The sequence below is a fragment of the Microbacterium testaceum StLB037 genome (genome assembly GCF_900104345.1).
GTDB lineage: Bacteria > Actinomycetota > Actinomycetes > Actinomycetales > Microbacteriaceae > Microbacterium > Microbacterium testaceum_A.
On record NZ_FNJN01000011.1, the window covers coordinates 1 to 1,634 of the forward strand.

General features: G+C 55.3%; 1 rRNA gene. It reads left to right on the forward strand.

What is annotated here, in order from left to right:
• The first annotated feature begins 98 nt into the window (after positions 1-98).
• Positions 99-1,620, forward strand: a 16S ribosomal RNA gene (locus tag BLS25_RS16410).
• Positions 1,621-1,634: the final 14 nt, after the last annotated feature.

Consider the following 1,634-nt stretch of genomic DNA (forward strand, 5'->3'; position numbering starts at 1 on the left):
CGGGGGTTGGCGTGAAATTCGTCAGTAATGATGTTTTTCTTTGGTCAGTTTCAAACTCGCTGCGGCCCCGTTTTCCCGGTGGTTGTATGCATTTCTTTTTTACGGAGAGTTTGATCCTGGCTCAGGATGAACGCTGGCGGCGTGCTTAACACATGCAAGTCGAACGGTGAAGCCAAGCTTGCTTGGTGGATCAGTGGCGAACGGGTGAGTAACACGTGAGCAACCTGCCCTGGACTCTGGGATAAGCGCTGGAAACGGCGTCTAATACTGGATATGAGACGTGATCGCATGGTCGTGTTTGGAAAGATTTTTCGGTCTGGGATGGGCTCGCGGCCTATCAGCTTGTTGGTGAGGTAATGGCTCACCAAGGCGTCGACGGGTAGCCGGCCTGAGAGGGTGACCGGCCACACTGGGACTGAGACACGGCCCAGACTCCTACGGGAGGCAGCAGTGGGGAATATTGCACAATGGGCGAAAGCCTGATGCAGCAACGCCGCGTGAGGGATGACGGCCTTCGGGTTGTAAACCTCTTTTAGCAGGGAAGAAGCGAAAGTGACGGTACCTGCAGAAAAAGCGCCGGCTAACTACGTGCCAGCAGCCGCGGTAATACGTAGGGCGCAAGCGTTATCCGGAATTATTGGGCGTAAAGAGCTCGTAGGCGGTTTGTCGCGTCTGCTGTGAAATCCCGAGGCTCAACCTCGGGCCTGCAGTGGGTACGGGCAGACTAGAGTGCGGTAGGGGAGATTGGAATTCCTGGTGTAGCGGTGGAATGCGCAGATATCAGGAGGAACACCGATGGCGAAGGCAGATCTCTGGGCCGTAACTGACGCTGAGGAGCGAAAGGGTGGGGAGCAAACAGGCTTAGATACCCTGGTAGTCCACCCCGTAAACGTTGGGAACTAGTTGTGGGGACCATTCCACGGTTTCCGTGACGCAGCTAACGCATTAAGTTCCCCGCCTGGGGAGTACGGCCGCAAGGCTAAAACTCAAAGGAATTGACGGGGACCCGCACAAGCGGCGGAGCATGCGGATTAATTCGATGCAACGCGAAGAACCTTACCAAGGCTTGACATATACGAGAACGGGCCAGAAATGGTCAACTCTTTGGACACTCGTAAACAGGTGGTGCATGGTTGTCGTCAGCTCGTGTCGTGAGATGTTGGGTTAAGTCCCGCAACGAGCGCAACCCTCGTTCTATGTTGCCAGCACGTAATGGTGGGAACTCATGGGATACTGCCGGGGTCAACTCGGAGGAAGGTGGGGATGACGTCAAATCATCATGCCCCTTATGTCTTGGGCTTCACGCATGCTACAATGGCCGGTACAAAGGGCTGCAATACCGTGAGGTGGAGCGAATCCCAAAAAGCCGGTCCCAGTTCGGATTGAGGTCTGCAACTCGACCTCATGAAGTCGGAGTCGCTAGTAATCGCAGATCAGCAACGCTGCGGTGAATACGTTCCCGGGTCTTGTACACACCGCCCGTCAAGTCATGAAAGTCGGTAACACCTGAAGCCGGTGGCCCAACCCTTGTGGAGGGAGCCGTCGAAGGTGGGATCGGTAATTAGGACTAAGTCGTAACAAGGTAGCCGTACCGGAAGGTGCGGCTGGATCACCTCCTTTCTAAGGAGCATCTG